The sequence below is a fragment of the Verrucomicrobiia bacterium genome (assembly GCA_035629335.1).
In the GTDB taxonomy this organism is placed as follows: Bacteria; Patescibacteriota; Saccharimonadia; order Saccharimonadales; family Saccharimonadaceae; genus DASUUR01.
Genome location: DASPIB010000001.1, coordinates 164175 through 178318 on the forward strand (window position 1 = coordinate 164175; position 14144 = coordinate 178318).

The 14144-nt window shown below is 48.3% G+C and carries 16 protein-coding genes; 6 read left to right on the forward strand and 10 right to left on the reverse strand.

The features are described 5' to 3' along the window. Positions 1–13: 13 nt before the first annotated feature. Both VD907_00900 and VD907_00905 read right to left on the reverse strand, forming a co-directional pair. Positions 14–1081, reverse strand: coding sequence for a hypothetical protein (locus VD907_00900; protein HYG83419.1), 1068 nt, complete (start codon positions 1079–1081; stop codon positions 14–16). A 118-nt stretch (positions 1082–1199) separates the two neighbouring features. Further along, the gene (locus VD907_00905; protein HYG83420.1) at positions 1200–1547 is read right to left on the reverse strand and encodes a hypothetical protein; all 348 of its coding nucleotides are present in this window, start codon (positions 1545–1547) and stop codon (positions 1200–1202) included. A 181-nt stretch (positions 1548–1728) separates the two neighbouring features. Here VD907_00905 and VD907_00910 point away from each other — a divergent pair, with 181 nt between their 5' ends. Beyond that, on the forward strand, positions 1729–2142 hold the full coding sequence (locus VD907_00910; GenBank protein HYG83421.1) for a hypothetical protein: 414 nt from the start codon (positions 1729–1731) through the stop codon (positions 2140–2142). Between the two features lie 54 nt (positions 2143–2196). Here VD907_00910 and VD907_00915 read toward each other — a convergent pair whose 3' ends face one another. Both VD907_00915 and VD907_00920 read right to left on the reverse strand, forming a co-directional pair. Continuing rightward, positions 2197–2916: a glutamine amidotransferase gene (locus tag VD907_00915; protein ID HYG83422.1), complete on the reverse strand. Its 720-nt coding sequence runs from the start codon at positions 2914–2916 to the stop codon at positions 2197–2199. Next, positions 2913–4184 (reverse strand): MurT ligase domain-containing protein, encoded by a 1272-nt coding sequence (locus tag VD907_00920; protein ID HYG83423.1) that lies wholly within the window; start codon positions 4182–4184, stop codon positions 2913–2915. The genes VD907_00915 and VD907_00920 overlap by 4 nt, the downstream gene beginning before the upstream one ends. A gap of 44 nt (positions 4185–4228) precedes the next feature. On the opposite strand from VD907_00920, the gene VD907_00925 reads away from it, so the two are divergent. From VD907_00925 to VD907_00935, 3 genes are read left to right on the forward strand one after another with little or no spacing between them, the layout of a single operon-like run. After that, complete coding sequence (locus VD907_00925) at positions 4229–4606, forward strand: hypothetical protein (protein HYG83424.1); 378 nt, start codon at positions 4229–4231, stop codon at positions 4604–4606. Continuing rightward, a complete protein-coding gene (locus tag VD907_00930) occupies positions 4597–6993 on the forward strand; it encodes an ATP-dependent Clp protease ATP-binding subunit (GenBank protein ID HYG83425.1) in 2397 nt (798 codons plus the stop codon). Before VD907_00925 ends, VD907_00930 begins: the two co-directional genes overlap by 10 nt. Further along, positions 6990–7529 carry a VIT1/CCC1 transporter family protein gene (locus VD907_00935; GenBank protein ID HYG83426.1) on the forward strand — a complete coding sequence of 180 codons (540 nt, stop codon included), beginning with the start codon at positions 6990–6992 and terminating at the stop codon, positions 7527–7529. Before VD907_00930 ends, VD907_00935 begins: the two co-directional genes overlap by 4 nt. 299 nt (positions 7530–7828) lie before the next feature. Here the strand turns inward: VD907_00935 and VD907_00940 are convergent, their stop codons facing one another. The 3 genes from VD907_00940 to VD907_00950 form a co-directional block, all read right to left on the reverse strand. Further along, positions 7829–8122 (reverse strand): hypothetical protein, encoded by a 294-nt coding sequence (locus tag VD907_00940; GenBank protein ID HYG83427.1) that lies wholly within the window; start codon positions 8120–8122, stop codon positions 7829–7831. A gap of 147 nt (positions 8123–8269) precedes the next feature. After that, the gene (locus VD907_00945; GenBank protein ID HYG83428.1) at positions 8270–9022 is read right to left on the reverse strand and encodes an alpha/beta hydrolase; all 753 of its coding nucleotides are present in this window, start codon (positions 9020–9022) and stop codon (positions 8270–8272) included. A gap of 36 nt (positions 9023–9058) precedes the next feature. After that, on the reverse strand, positions 9059–9508 hold the full coding sequence (locus VD907_00950) for a hypothetical protein (protein HYG83429.1): 450 nt from the start codon (positions 9506–9508) through the stop codon (positions 9059–9061). 62 nt (positions 9509–9570) lie between these two features. Here VD907_00950 and VD907_00955 point away from each other — a divergent pair, with 62 nt between their 5' ends. Continuing rightward, positions 9571–10911: a serine hydrolase domain-containing protein gene (locus VD907_00955; GenBank protein HYG83430.1), complete on the forward strand. Its 1341-nt coding sequence runs from the start codon at positions 9571–9573 to the stop codon at positions 10909–10911. 220 nt (positions 10912–11131) lie between these two features. On the opposite strand, the gene VD907_00960 is transcribed toward VD907_00955, so the two are convergent. The 3 genes from VD907_00960 to VD907_00970 form a co-directional block, all read right to left on the reverse strand. After that, on the reverse strand, positions 11132–11701 hold the full coding sequence (locus VD907_00960; protein ID HYG83431.1) for a hypothetical protein: 570 nt from the start codon (positions 11699–11701) through the stop codon (positions 11132–11134). After that, positions 11673–12080, reverse strand: coding sequence for a PadR family transcriptional regulator (locus VD907_00965; protein HYG83432.1), 408 nt, complete (start codon positions 12078–12080; stop codon positions 11673–11675). The genes VD907_00960 and VD907_00965 overlap by 29 nt, the downstream gene beginning before the upstream one ends. 318 nt (positions 12081–12398) lie before the next feature. Further along, complete coding sequence (locus tag VD907_00970) at positions 12399–12920, reverse strand: hypothetical protein (protein ID HYG83433.1); 522 nt, start codon at positions 12918–12920, stop codon at positions 12399–12401. Between the two features lie 147 nt (positions 12921–13067). On the opposite strand from VD907_00970, the gene VD907_00975 reads away from it, so the two are divergent. Continuing rightward, on the forward strand, positions 13068–14144 hold the full coding sequence (locus VD907_00975; GenBank protein HYG83434.1) for a hypothetical protein: 1077 nt from the start codon (positions 13068–13070) through the stop codon (positions 14142–14144).

Here is a 14144-nt window from a genome sequence, read left to right on the forward strand (position 1 = left end):
AGTATAGCGTACCCTATAGCTTAAAAGCACTTCTGAAATCATCGGGCAATGATTCGCGCAAAGCTTCGCGGTTAAGCTTTCGAATCGGCTCTTCGGTAGTGAGGTAAATTTCCAGCTGTAAGTAAATATCTTTTAAAGCGATGCGTTCTTGATCGCTTAAGGCGTAAGCGCGAACGTTATCTATTTCACGCAGCCGGTCGATGATGGGCTGGATAGCGCGCGAATCTGAGACCATTGCCGCGACGGTTTCAACAACTTGCACAGGAGTTGCATGTTCAGGAAACAGTGGCGAGGGTTTTCGCAGGCGCGCAAAAGCCATGCTGGCATATAAGAACAGGCTTGAGGCTAGCAGTAGTGGCCACAAAGCAAAACCGTAAAGGAAATAATCAAGAAATTGTTCTTGGCTAAAATAGGGAAGCAATCGAACAATTGGTTCATGAACTCCTGCCACTGCCACTGCTATAAAAGCGAAGCTGAGCCAGGTAATGGGTGTAAAATAGCGCGGATTGATACGGTGGCGGAGTTTAAGCATTACAAGGGCACTGGCAAGAGCAAAAACGCCGCTGCCCGCAAATAAACCAAAGACGCCGTCGACAATCCATTCTTCGATACCAAGTTCATCGTGGGGGAGCAATGAAGTTGCAAAGAATAGTATGGCCGCTAACACTGCCACCACCAGTGCATTAGTCCATAGCGAAGAGAATGCCAGCTGCTTGGCGAATCTTTTTGCAGAATAATACATCACCGTTGAACTCATGAAAGACAGTAGTACCACCGTCCACGAAAGAACGATCGGGTCGATGAAAATAAAGTTACTGATCGGTAACTGTAACTGCACTAAGCCAAGCAAGAAAATGCCGCTCGCGAGCAGGCCGTAGGCGCGGCGAAGATGCTTCTTAAACGCCGGTAGGCTTGAGAGGAAAAAGAGGGTGGCCGCAGCTTGAGTGAAAAAAATCAACAAACAGATCGCCAAATTAACCCGCTCGGAAGTTGCTTCTACTCCTGGGGTGGCCGGCAGAATAAAAGCGACGCCACTAAGAACAATCAGTACAAGAAATAGCAGTGCGAACCATTTGTTCATAGTTACGTCAGGGATCCTTTATATGTACCCTGTATTGTAATCGGCCACAAGCGTAAGCGTCAATAGATGACAGCTTAGAGTTAAGATATTTCTAATAATTCCCTGTTTAGTGACAAGCCTAAGCCACGAGTAGGTAGGATTGTTGCTGTTCTCTGCGGCTCATCGCTTCTTCTAGCTCATTCTGCAAGCGAAACAAGCACTGCTTCGCGTCTTGTGGCGACCGACATTCCCAGCCAGCTGCAAACCGAGTGACCCAGCTAAGTAACGCTTCGCCACTTAGCTCATCTAAAAGTTGGCTAATTTGACGAATGATGGTTTCAACGCACCTAAAAGTGCAATTTTCGACGATCTCGTTTGCCGATCGCTGCCAGTCGTCGTCGCGTCGGAGCACCGTTAGCTTAAAATAGGCGCTGAGAAAACAGCATAATTCAATGTATTTCAGAAGGGTAGTATCTTCGTTAGGCATGCCGCTATTTTACTTTCTTGTTTATTTTTGACTGAGCAGTTTTAGCTCAACACAACTTTACTAAGGTAACAGATTAAAGAATATTTGTCAATATTTGGTGCATGATACTCTCACTGATCTATCCAATATATAGCCTCTATGGTATACTTACGCGCAAAGGGCTCCTAAAGAAGGGATGCTAATGAGTAGGGAATTTACTGACCTCACGACGGAAACCGCAGAGGAAGTTGAGACCTGCTTTGAGGAGTGCTTGTACGAGAACTTCAAGGGGCGTGGCGGTGATGTTGTGGTAATGAGCCCAGGAGGCGAGGTCAGGTTTAGTACCATGGCGCTTGCCACCAGGCTCCCTGAAATTCGCATCTACCTGGCGAAGTTGCCTATCGCTTTTATTCAAGGAGGCGCTCTACCGCTAAGTGAGGTTTGTCTGAATCAGCACGGCGAACGCTGGACCAAAGATGAGGCAATCGCCGAAAAGTTGATGCTGCTTGGGATGGGCGTGAAGCTTGTACGTTACCTGGATACCGAGCGATATTGGCCGCGCAATCCGCAAGCTGAGCCGCGGTATATCCGCGAATTGAACACACGCCTCAGCTAGAACCAAGGGGTCTTGCCAGCAATCGGCGAGGCCCTCTTAAAATTGATGATAATATTAGCGCGGTCGCTTAGCCGCCACCATTCGCGCCTGCTCTGCAAAGCGGTCATCAATAATTTCAGGATGAAACTCGCCGTATTTTCGTATCACCGCCGCTTCGATAATCGCATCAGCTAAACTGGGGTTTTTGGGGAGAATTGAGCCGTGCAAATAACTACCAATAACGTTTTTGTAAGCGGCACCTTCGGTTTTATCTTGGCCATTATTGCCAGCACCTTTTCGGACGCGGCCGAAGGCGGGCTGGTCGTGGTCGAGCGTTGTGAGGCCGCTATGATTTTCATAACCGATAACATCGCCAAAATCGGTTTCAATAATAATATTGCCCACCAAGCGTTTTGGTCCGGCGATAGTTTCGGCTTTAAAAAGTTCGATGCCGCGAATTGTTTCGCCGCTCGCCGTACGGAAAAAGCGGCCAAATAACTGGTATAATCCGCAAATAACGAGCATCGGTACGTGGTCATCAGCCAGCGCATGAAGCCTATCGCCAATAGCCAGTAAATCGTCTTGTACTTTATTCTGGCCCGAATCCTGGCCGCCACCACCAACAATAATATCAGCCTCTTTTGGGAAAGGAGTGCCTGGGTGGTAGGGCACAACTTTTGGCGCATAGCCATGCCACTGCAAGCGTCGACCAAGGGTAAGCACATTACCCCAGTCGCCGTAAATATTCATTTCGCGCGGATATAGCTGCACGATTGTGATGGTTTTTTTGCTCATGAAATGTGCTCCACAGTAGTCAGTTTTTTCAGTTTGCGGCGCAGGGCAAGCATGGCGGTGTAGGTGCAGAAAATGCGTTTTGGCTTTTCCGGATGCTTGGCAAGTAAAGTAGCCAGTGCCTCCTCCAGTGAGGTGTCGACGTCGCCGATTTCAACTTCATCGTATTGCAGGCGCAAGGCCATGTCGTAGGCACGAACCCCGCTGACGACGGCTACACCTGACTCGCGCAGTGAACTAAAATCGACGTCCCATAGCCACGACATATCCCGTCCATCGGCATAATTATCGTTGATAGCGATCATGGTGGCGTTTTTTTCGGGCAGGAACGATTGCAGCGCCAGGCGAAAACCAGCCGGATTCTTGACTAAAATTAGTTCTAGCGGCTGGCCATTCACCATCAGCACTTCGCCGCGACCAAATGCCGGCGTGACCTGCTGCAGGGCAGCCATGAGTTTGGCGTCATCGCGCTGAGCGCTAGGAATGATCATCCGGGTAAAAGCCAGCGCGGCTGCGGCATTCAAAAAGTTGTATGCGCCGGTAATTTTAAGTTTTACCGGTAGCGGTTTTTTATCGATGGTAAAGGTGACGGTATCATCTGAAATTGCTGATAGCTCAACTTCATTTTTATTGATAGGGGTATCGAGTTTAGTGTGATAGAGCTCATCGTCACTAGGGAACAGCGGCCGCACTTCTTTTCCGAGGCCGAAAAAGTTAATTTGCTTGCCGGTAATCGTTTCGGCAATGGCTCGAATGCGCGGATCAGTGCTATTGAGTACTAAGCCATGGCTGGTGCTATCGGCGATTTTTTTCAATAGTTTTGCAGTGTTGTCGATTTCGCCAAACCGGTCGAGCTGATCGCGCATAACATTTAGCAGTAGCGTGTAGCGCGGCGCCACGCTTGCAACAAATTGTACGGCGTGGGCTTCATCAAGCTCTAGAACCGCAATATCGGCGTGCAGCTGGCCATCGAGATCAATTTCTTGGAGCAACGCCGCAACGACGCCTCTGGTAAAGTTACTGCCAGTGCGGTTGGTAAAAACCCGCAAACCCTGGCTTTCAAGCAGCGCCACCACCATTTTAGTCGTGGTAGTTTTGCCGTTGGTGCCGCTAATAACCACCACCCCCATTGGAAGTGAACGCAGAGTGCGACTTAAAAAGTGCGGATCGAGTTTCTCGACCACTAATCCCGGAAGTGCCGAACCGCCACCGCGAAGCGCGGCAACCTTTTGCACAGCTTTGCCTAGTAAAGTAATGTGTTTTTTCGCCATATCAATACGTCCAGTATACCGCACCCATGCTACAATAAGCATATATGTTGGTGGCGTTTTTCTTGTGGTGGTATACCGAGGGGTGGAAACAGCAGTTAAAAAAGGCAGTCTTGCGGCTGGCTGGCATTGCCGATCTGTTTTCGATTGATTTACTATTAAAAACGCTCTTTGCGCCTTTTCGGCAAATTTCCGCTGGCCGGGTGAATGGGTCGTTGAACATGCAGTTTCGTGCCTTTATTGATCGGCTGTTTTCGCGCGTTATCGGGGCAATTATGCGATTATTCATGATTATTATCGGTGCATTTGCCCTGTTGTTGGCGGTTGTTGTTAATGTGGCACTACTCATGATCTGGCCTTTGTTACCACTATTGCCAGTAGTAGGTGTTGTGTTGTTTATCCAGGGGTGGCTGCCATGGAGGTAAAATTTAACTACTCGAGCTTACGTGCTCGTAAAGCTCGGTTCGCTCGTAAGTTAACCAAACCCGTAAGGGTCAGCGCCGCATTATTGATGCTACTACTAATTTTGGGCGGCGCGGGGATGCTCTTGTATAGCATGGCTGTTGGGTGGTTACTGTTGGGAGTTTCGAGCCTTGGCGTGATGCTGCTTTTTTGGTGGAAACACGAGCTACAGGCCATCCCGCCCGATCCAAAAGGTCAGTCGATTGACGCTTTCTTGGATAGTGAGCTGCTTGGCTTATTACCCGAACGGCCGACTCCTAATAGTGTCGCTGAAGCAGCCATGCAGGCGAGCGGCGGGCATTTTATGATTGCGCGCTTTGGGCTAGGGCCAGCATTTTTGCAACACTTTGCCGCTGAAGACCCAGGCCAAATGCAAGCTATTTGGCAAAAAGCAATGGCGCTAAAACAGCAATTCGCAACCGCCGGTATTTCAACGCCGATGATCGCCGTCAGTTTGCTGCAGGCAAGCCCCGAGGCGACCAACTTGCTGGCGCATATGCAGCTGGATGAAGCCGATGTAATTGATGGCGTGCGCTGGTACCACCACGTGCAAGATTTAATTAATAAGCATAAAACCCCGCGTCGAACCGGTGGCATCGCTCGTGATTGGTCGTTTGGCTTCACGCCGTATCTTGCCCGGTTCGGAGTAAATGTCAGCACCAATATTGCTCGCGGGGGGTTACTCTCGGTGCAGCTAGAGGCGCACGATCAAGCATTAGCACAAATGCTTGATGTATTTAGTACCGGTGGGCGGCAGAATGTAGCGCTGGTCGGGCCAGCCGGGAGCGGCAAAACAACGATTGTGCATGCCTTTGCCGAGCTGCTACTCGATGGAGCGGCCCATATTCCGGCCAATCTTCGCTACCATCAAGTTATTAGCCTCGATGCCGCGGCGCTAATTGCAAGTGCACCCGGGCGTGGCGAATTAGAGCAGCTGGTAAACCAATTGCTGGTAGAAGCCTACAAAGCCAAAAACATCATTATCTGTCTCGATGACGCGCAGTTATTCTTTGAAGAAGGCGTAGGGTCGGTGGATATTAGTAATGTCCTGCTGCCAATTCTTGAAGGCAGGGCGCTGAGGATTATTCTTACCATGGACGAACAGCGCTGGCTACAAATTTCCCAGCGGAATCCGGCGCTAGCGAATGCGCTGAATCGGGTGACGATAGCGCCGGCGACCAAAGAAGAAACCTTACGGGTGCTACAGGACCACTTGATCGTGCTTGAATTCCAGCACAAAGTCACGGTAATGTACCAGGCGCTACTAGAAGCCTACCGCTTAAGCGAGCGGTACATTCACGAGCTAGCCATGCCCGGGCGTTCCCTAAAGTTACTGGAAGCAGCTACCAGCTACGCCGATGACGGTCTGGTATCAGCGCCATCGGTGCAAGCGGCGATTGAAAAAACGTACAATATTAAGGTGGGCGTTGCGAATACCAGCGAAGAACGCGAACGCCTACTGAATATGGAACAGCTGATTCATCAGCGCATGATTAACCAAACCAGGGCGGTCAATGTAGTGAGCAATGCTTTGCGCCGGGCGCGGGCGGGGGTGCGCAACCAGAACCGCCCGATTGGCACCTTTTTGTTCCTAGGCCCAACAGGGGTAGGAAAGACCGAGCTCTCAAAAGCCCTGGCCGATGTTTATTTCGGTGGCGAAAACCAGCTTGTCCGACTCGATCTGAATGAATATGTCGGGCCAGGTGATGTTGCACGCTTGATCGCCGATGGCGCCGAAGATCCGCACAGCTTAACAGCCCAGGTGCTGAAGCAACCGTTTAGTGTGGTGCTGTTAGATGAAATTGAAAAAGCCCACCCGAATGTGCTGGCCACTTTGCTGCAACTGCTCGATGAAGGCATTTTGCGCGATGTGCGCAACCGCGAGGTCAGCTTTCGTGATGCTATAATTATTGCCACCAGCAACGCCGGCGCCGATACGATACGCGAATACATTGATGCTGGCTATGAGCTCGAACAATTTGAAGAGCCCTTCATCAACCAATTGATTACCAGCCAAGCTTTTCGCCCAGAATTTCTTAACCGTTTCGATGAAATAGTGGTGTTTCGACCGCTCACCAAAGATGAACTACTGCAAGTCGTCGACCTCATATTGGTGGGGGTCAATAAAAATTTGGCTCTTCAAAAAATGAGCATCACCGTTTCCGAAGAAGCCAAGCGCTACCTCGTAGATGCTGGCTACGACCCACGCCTCGGCGCGAGGCCAATGCGGCGCATTGTGCAGCGAACAGTTGAGAATTTGTTTGCAAAGCGCATGCTCGCCGGACAGGTAGCGCCAGGTGAGGTAATTGCGGTATCATTAGATGATGTAAAGGAGGCTTTAAAGCAGTGAAACAAAAGTTTGAACAATATTTAGGACAGTTAGTATACGGAGCAATCGATGGCACAGTGACTACCTTTGCGGTCGTAGCAGCGGCCGCCGGTGCGCAGCTCAGCCCGTTGGTAATTATAATTTTGGGCTTCGCTAACCTGATTGCCGATGGCTTTTCAATGGGCGCCAGCGCCTACTTATCGGCTAAATCGGAACGCGATCTGAAAAAGAGCAAAGACGAAACTCATGAAGGCGGCGAAACGCCTCTGGGCGATGGCGTTGCTACCTTCGTTTCATTCGTGGTGGTCGGATTCGTACCGGTGCTGATTTATGTGATCGATGCTATTTTTGCCTTGAAAATGGATAAGACCGCCCTGTTCGCGATCAGTTGTTTCCTCACCGGTGCTGCTTTTATGGCCATCGGTATCGTAAAAGGACAAATGACCAAAACTAGCCAACTAAAAGCTGCCCTCGAAACTTTATTGCTTAGTGGTATTGCTGCCGGATTGGCCTATGTACTGGGTGATGTACTGGCCGGAGCGCTTGGGGCGAAATAGTCAATATGAGCTAGTAATTATTGTATTAATAAGTAATCCAATAACGGTCAAAACCATAAAAATTAGAGTGCGGCGCCTAAATTTTCGCTTGAATGCGTCGCGGATCAGCATAATTAGCGTTATGACAAATAAAATTGATGGTATGGCATAAATAGCGATAATAAAGATCAAACTGGGCACGTCTTCTGGCCGAAGAATGTCGCCAGCGAAAAAAGAATAAATCATACTGCAAGTATACTACGATCATTACAAATTAGTGTGCTGGCGGCGTTATTATAACCCCGCCAGCACAGTGTAAGCTATGAGTGCGAGTCGGTTTCAGACCAGCTGTACAACCACTCATAGGCTGCGAGGGCGGCTTCAACCGTACGGGCGAAGATTTGGGCCTGGCCTTGTTCGTTCGAAACGCGTGCCCCTCCATACATCATCTGATACGGAATTGGTCGCCAGGATGGTAGACTCTCCATAATTTGCACATAGTCGATACTGTCAAAAGTAGGTTTTTCATTCCAGGCTTTCAAATGCTCAATTTCGACAAAAGTTTCCATCTTGTCGCTTTTTCCATCGACAACCATGATAAACGCCGTCGCCATATTTACCCCTATTGTTGGTACAACTCGACCCCGAGTATAGCAAACTCTGCTACAGCCGTCATCTAATCGAACGGTAGGAAAGGGCGATAATCATAAGAACAAACCACCAAAACCAAGACCTTTTTATAGGTTCGTGAGGGCTGACATTTATTTAGCTTTACTTAAAAATTCATCCAGCCAGGTAAAAGTTTGCTTCGGCTGAAAGTACGGTGCGTGATGGCCAGTATCGACAGTCAGCACTGTGACGGTTTTACTAAAGGTGGATGCAAACAAGGTGGCGTTGGCGGCGTATTCCTGGCGATCGCTTTGGCCAACCACTAAAAGCGCAGGTTGGATGACGGCGGTTAAATCAGTCAAGCCCTCAGCCGCTTCAATAACGTTTTTAAGTGACCCTTCGCGGGCAGCTGGGCTATGGTTTTTGATGTGGCGGTAATTTAAGGCTTTTACAAACAGCCAGCCAATTCGCTTAAAGCGCGAATCAAGCAAGAATCGGTACGATCGCCCGGTACTGCGAATTGAAGTAACCGCTTCTTGACGGTCTTTGAATAACGGCTGATGAAGTAGTATTAATGATTTCACTTGCTGCGGGTAAAGCCGTGCATAGCGTAGCGCTAATAACGCGCCCATCGAGTGCCCGACAATTGTAAATGGCTGCTGTAAATGCAGGCTTTCGATAGCAGCCTGGATATGCTGAATATGGTCGTTGTAATCGTACTTGATTCTTCGTGGTTTGGGGGCGTTGCCAAAGCCAAGTAAATCGATAGTGATGACTCGGTAGCCGGCTTCAAGCAGTAGTGGTTTTAGCCGTACCCAGTATCGTGAAGAGCCCAAGTAACCGTGCAGGAGCACCAGCGTTTCACCATTTCCACCAGAATCAATGATATATTTTCTTTTTACCATGATAATTATGCCCAAAAATTCATGAGCGCTGACAAATTATTTTTTAAACGAACGCGTTAATGCAATAAAATCGTTCTTGAGTGAAGTGGTTTCGCTACTAAGTGAAGCGATAAAACCGTTCTCGCGGGGAAGGGCGATATCGCGTACCGCTTGAAACAACAGCACAAAATGAGGCGTTTGCATCACTTCTGATAATTCTTGAAGTTTATCGACGAAGGCCTTAGTTTGTTGTTTTTGAGTGCGGTCTTGTGTCGGACGGACAGAATTAATGATCACTTTCGCCACAATCAAGGCGGTCACAGCAAAAGCCATGATGAAAATCAAAATTACCCCTAGTAGCCACCACCATGCACTCAGCGAAGTAAGCCAGACGATTAACGCAATGAAAACTATTGAGATGCCAGCCGTTACCAGCGCAGAGGTTATAAATATCCGATTAGCAAACTCAGCACCGATTGCACGAACCGCAAGAAGAGTTGGTTTCATGGCTTATAGTATAGCGCGAAATGCTGGTTTATGCCAGCGGCCTAAATGGTATACTAACAACTATGTCCCTACGACAACTGCGCAGACAAAAAGCCGCCACCTTTCTTGATTCGTGGTTGGAATATCGGCTGCGACACGTTGATATAGTGGGGTTGAGCGTGGCGGTATTGTGGCGAGGCGAGAATGTTTTTACAAATGCTTTTGGTCGAGCCGTCATCGAGCCATCTGAGCTACTCACGCCACACCATATATTTTGTATGGCGTCGCAAACTAAAATGATCACGGCGGTGTTACTATTGCGGTTAGCCGAACAGGGAAAACTGTCGCTTGATGATTTAGCCATACGCTACTTGCCGTGGCTTGGTGCCCACAGCGATGAACGCGTGCGTCGCATCACCCTCCGCCATTTGTTATCACACAGCGCGGGTTTACTGGCGAATGGCAATGATGCTGAACATTGGCTCGCCAAAGCGCCGCCTCTCGGCACTAAGCAGTTACAGCAACAAGTACTTAAACACGATTTGGTTTTTCAACCTGGCGAACGGGTGAAGTATTCTAATGTTGGCTATGGGTTGCTCGGTAGCATAATTGAAGCCGTCACACATACAAAATATACCAAGCTGCTCGGTAGCTTACTGGACGAGGTAGGCATCGACGGCTGGCCAGACTATCCCGCTAGACCTGAAACACTACTAACCACGGGTTATGGCCTTCCATTTTACCACCAACGGCAGCCCCTTGGGCGGCAGGCAGCTGGCGCTCTAGCAGCTGCGGCAGGGCTACACACGACTCCTTATGCCATGTGCCGGCTCATCGATCATATTTATCTGAAGAAGCAAGTCATTGGCGCGGCGTCAATTAAAGAACAGGTAAAAACTCAAAGTAAGCTTGAAACTGGATATGATGCTAGCACGGCTTTTGGTCTTGGCATTGAATTTTTTCAGCAAAGCGGGCAGCCGTTATTCGGACACACCGGCCATGTGGGCGGGCATGTTTCAGCTACCATTTGCAACCCACGCACAAAACTAATCGTTTCAGTCGCAGCCAACGCCAAAGACTCGCCAGTTACTGCCATTGCACTAGGAATCTTAGGTGCAGTGAATTACTTCTTTGAAACAGTCAGCTTGCAAGACGGGCACCATCCGGGGAAGTTTAGCGCCCGATTTATCAATGAAGTATCGACCGTGCAGATTATCGACCTCTATAACAAAATCATTATTATTGATCCCGATGATTGGGAGCCCTTTGGCTGGTATGAAACATTGCAGCCGATAAGCCCTACTAAGCTCAAGTTTGCTACGACAGGCAGTGTTTATAATGAAGGTGAACTGATTGAGTACAGTTTTAAAAAAGGGGTCCAGCAGGCCCGGCTTTCTGGTGCAGCGGTTTACTTAGTCAAGTAACACCCCTTGCTTTTGAGGGGTGTTTATATCATTGACCGATGCGCTTACGGCGGATGTCGTTTTTGTTCTTGCCATTTGCACTTAAGGCACCATTGCTACCTGCGCCTGAATTATTACCGGTGATCGAAATCATAATGCCTCCCCTTTTATGTTGCCTTATTCCACAATAATGGAGGATTACGCTTAGAGTCAAAAGATTCGTCTTTAACTTTATAAAAAGTTAATCTACCACAAAGCTGTGCTTGCGGTTGTAGCGCCATTTAAAGACTCGCGCAAACAAGTAGTCAATGAGGGTACCGAGCGTAATGCCTAGAAGTACTGAATAAAGCAGTTCAAGAGGTGATTGCGAATAGCCTAGTAACTGAGCGCCGATAAATGTCACAACAGGTAGCGACACGAGCCAGGCGGCCATCATCACAAGGGCCGTGGCCCACGTGTCGTGCTTTACGAGACGCCGGCTTCTTATGTAGTTATAAACAAAGCCGATCATTCCAATGCGTACAATAAACAGCACTGCAACGGTAATAGCAGCGGCAGTCAGGCTATACTGCGCCTCGGGGGACGAGCTCAATTCTTTATAAGTTGCCGATTCAAGTACGGTGCCTGGCGAGCCGCTACTCGTCGCCTCGGTTTGCAGCATTCGCATTTGTTGGCTGGTGTCTCGGTGGGCTTCGGTGGGATACACAACAAATGTTTCCATAGCGGTTAAGGCAATGGTGATAAGGGCAATGACCCCAGTAATAGTTGCTAAAACCCCAAGTTTATGTGGTTGTTTGCTCTGTTGATTCATGATTTTCGCTCCATGCGGCAGTTTTTAATAGTTGGTTAATTGGCGGGCTCAGCATAGGGGTGATATTTAAGGCGATGAAACGCCCAAGTACCTCCTTGCCTTCAGTAGTCAGTTCGTAATATTTACGCTTTGGTCCGCCGTGCGGTGAATCTTGCATGATTATCGCCACTAAGCCCATGGCACTAAAGCGGCGGAGGGCGCGATAAAGGCTTTGTTCTTTTACTTCAAAGTTGCCGCCTGTGGCATCCTGCATAAATTCACTAATTTGCGCGGCGTATTTACGCCCTTCAAAGATGGCAAGTAGTATCCAGAGGCTCAATTGTCCCTTTTTATACACGTCGTCCCATTCGGCCACCAAATTGTTAATTTTGTTTTCCATTCACTCCTTTGTTTAGCTTATAGTATTCTTAAAGTATAGTTCTCTAGATATAGTATGTCAATGGAATAGTATACTATTAATTTCAAGACAGCGATATTGCAATAATATCAGTATTATGATTTTATTTTCGCTACCTCGAGCTGAATGTAAGGGATGGTTACATGAGCGTGATTGACCCCGAAGCCCTTGAAGAACTCAAGCAACAACAGAAGGAGCTGATTCTGCTCGAAACTACTGGAGGCGTTATTGAAGACGAGTAGCAAAAAGGTGACGGGCAAGAGTATCTTGTCCGTCACCCTATAAATTGAGTGTATATTTTTACTGTCGAGTACTACGACCGGCAATTAACATGCCTAAGCCAACAACAATAATAAACAGCGGCCAGAGCTTAGCGATTGCAAATGACGAATTGAGCGTGGTCAGTACGAGGAAGATGAGTCCGAATACCAGCAGCACGATGCCAATAAAAAGCAGCGCCTTAACCTTTTTTTCACCGCCAGCATAGTAGCCAGCAAGCAGCGACGCACCGGGAATGGCTAAGAACAGCGGCCACAAGACTTCCATAGCTTTCCACTCATAAACGTTATACGAAAACAAGAAAAAGAAAACGCCCGTTAATGTGGCAAGGGTTCCTAAAGTAGTGAGCACAATTCGTGACATCGCTTGGCGAATAACAAAGCCCAGAATCAGCATAAAAATACCACCAAGCACAATGTAGGTTGGCCAAAAGGTTTGCTTATCGAAGCCCAGCCAGCCATTGGTCATAGCCAGCAGCGCCAGGCCAACAAGCAGGATAAATCCGCCACCAAGTGCGAGGTAATTGTTTGTGTTCTTTTCCATGTTTGGGAGTCTCCGTCGAGTAATATGTAGTGTCATTATACAAGATTAATCTCATTTATGGTAGTTTTTACCACAAAAGCACAGAGGTGACCAACTCTTACATATTGAACTACATAGTTATATATGTTATAATATATTGAAATGACAATGGAACATGCTCTTCCCACGGGTGAAACCGCGCAGCTTTCACGCAATATACGCACGAGGCCCCAACCAGCCTTTATAGAGCAAGCGGCCGACAACACGCGCCAAACGCTGATTCTTTCAGCTGCCGAAATGAAACATGGGCTTGGTGCCGACACCTCAATCAGTGGAAATGTGCCTAATGTGCGTACCTACACCGAACAACAAGCGCTCGCACAAACTATGCTTCTTCTTGAGGAAGCAATGACCCACCCACAAGTACCCAGCGAGATTGCCAAAAGAGCCGAGGATATCTACGAGAACCTATCGTTTATCGGCGAAAAAGAATTACAAGAAGCCACGAAATCCATTGCCGACTACTGGAAAATCTACCTGCGCGATAACTCTGAATCGTCAATTTTTATCATAACCAGCAAGACGTTTGCAACAGATGGCGCGGATGATGATGCCGAGCTTGACGAGCTCGAAGCGGCTGACCTGGGACATGTCAGCACTAATAAAAGTGATGGCTTTATTCTTGATCAGGTTTTAGGTAATTTTACTGATGAGGAGTTACAAAAATATGGTGACCGCCTGCTTCTTTCACCGGTAGAACTAGGCGACAAAGCGCCAAGCACAGTGAAAAGCATCATTTTAGACGACTGGATTATGTCTGGCCAGCAAATGCGGGAGACGCTAGAGGACGTATTTACGCATATGTCGCCTGCGGATCTAGAAATTAATCTTGTGGTGAGTAATAAAGATCGCCTCACGAACGGTTTTACGCATAACTCGTCACCCCAGCCCGTTCCGGTGAAAGCGGCTTTTGTCAGCCGTGACGCCCAACATTCCTATGCTTCTGAATTTGGCGGAGCGTATTTGACCGCAGCATATTCAAGCGGGGATTATCCTTTTGAAGCCACTATCGAGGCAATCGTGGCTGCTTTAAATAAAGTTAGCTCGGACGCCGTGCATATGCCGCCGCTCACAAACATAATCCGGCCGTATTACGCCCCAAATTATGAACCCCGGCATAGTGAACGCCAGGCGACACTGCGAACTATGGGGCGCAGCGCGCTGCATGAGGTAACAATCAACTAG

Coding starts and splice junctions, on each gene's coding strand:
- VD907_00900 (HYG83419.1), bottom strand. CDS start 1,081: ATGAACAAATGGTTCGCACTGCTATTTCTTGTACTGATTGTTCTTAGT.
- VD907_00905 (HYG83420.1), bottom strand. CDS start 1,547: ATGCCTAACGAAGATACTACCCTTCTGAAATACATTGAATTATGCTGT.
- VD907_00910 (HYG83421.1), top strand. CDS start 1,729: ATGAGTAGGGAATTTACTGACCTCACGACGGAAACCGCAGAGGAAGTT.
- VD907_00915 (HYG83422.1), bottom strand. CDS start 2,916: ATGAGCAAAAAAACCATCACAATCGTGCAGCTATATCCGCGCGAAATG.
- VD907_00920 (HYG83423.1), bottom strand. CDS start 4,184: ATGGCGAAAAAACACATTACTTTACTAGGCAAAGCTGTGCAAAAGGTT.
- VD907_00925 (HYG83424.1), top strand. CDS start 4,229: ATGTTGGTGGCGTTTTTCTTGTGGTGGTATACCGAGGGGTGGAAACAG.
- VD907_00930 (HYG83425.1), top strand. CDS start 4,597: ATGGAGGTAAAATTTAACTACTCGAGCTTACGTGCTCGTAAAGCTCGG.
- VD907_00940 (HYG83427.1), bottom strand. CDS start 8,122: ATGGCGACGGCGTTTATCATGGTTGTCGATGGAAAAAGCGACAAGATG.
- VD907_00945 (HYG83428.1), bottom strand. CDS start 9,022: ATGGTAAAAAGAAAATATATCATTGATTCTGGTGGAAATGGTGAAACG.
- VD907_00950 (HYG83429.1), bottom strand. CDS start 9,508: ATGAAACCAACTCTTCTTGCGGTTCGTGCAATCGGTGCTGAGTTTGCT.
- VD907_00955 (HYG83430.1), top strand. CDS start 9,571: ATGTCCCTACGACAACTGCGCAGACAAAAAGCCGCCACCTTTCTTGAT.
- VD907_00960 (HYG83431.1), bottom strand. CDS start 11,701: ATGAATCAACAGAGCAAACAACCACATAAACTTGGGGTTTTAGCAACT.
- VD907_00965 (HYG83432.1), bottom strand. CDS start 12,080: ATGGAAAACAAAATTAACAATTTGGTGGCCGAATGGGACGACGTGTAT.
- VD907_00970 (HYG83433.1), bottom strand. CDS start 12,920: ATGGAAAAGAACACAAACAATTACCTCGCACTTGGTGGCGGATTTATC.
- VD907_00975 (HYG83434.1), top strand. CDS start 13,068: ATGGAACATGCTCTTCCCACGGGTGAAACCGCGCAGCTTTCACGCAAT.